The sequence below is a fragment of the Paraburkholderia sp. EG304 genome, assembly GCF_046543485.1.
GTDB lineage: Bacteria > Pseudomonadota > Gammaproteobacteria > Burkholderiales > Burkholderiaceae > Paraburkholderia > Paraburkholderia youngii.
Genome location: NZ_JBKGUA010000332.1, coordinates 1 through 468 on the forward strand (window position 1 = coordinate 1; position 468 = coordinate 468).

Annotated in this window: 1 pseudogene; it reads left to right on the forward strand. The window is 57.9% G+C overall.

Features of this window, described 5'->3' with window-relative positions:
- Nucleotides 1-468, forward strand: a pseudogene (locus ACLFKU_RS44140) (branched-chain amino acid ABC transporter permease); the annotation flags it as partial.

The window sequence follows — 468 nt, forward strand, 5'->3', positions numbered from 1 at the left end:
GGGTATCTACTTCGCCATGATCACGCTTGCACTTGCGCAGCTACTCTACTTCGTTTCGGTGTAAGTCCCGGATTTCACAGGCGGGGAAAACGGCATCCAGGCAGTGCCGCGCGGCAAGCTGTTCGGTTTCCTCGATCTGGCGGACGACCGGGTGCTCTACATCGTTGTCGCAGCGATCTTTATGTTCGGACTTCTATCCGTCTATCGAATTGTGAACTCCCCTTTCGGCCAGGTCTGCAAGGCCATTCGCGACAACGAACCACGTGCGGTCTCGCTCGGATACCGCGTGCGACACTATCAGCTTGTTCTCTTCGTTCTCTCCGCAGCCATTGCTGGCCTCGCCGGGTCGACGAAGGCAATCGTCTTTCAACTTGCCTCTTTGACGGACGTCCACTGGTCGACCTCGGGCGAGGTCGTTTTGATCACGCTGGTCGGCGGATTGGGAACGATGCTGGGGCCGGTTATCGG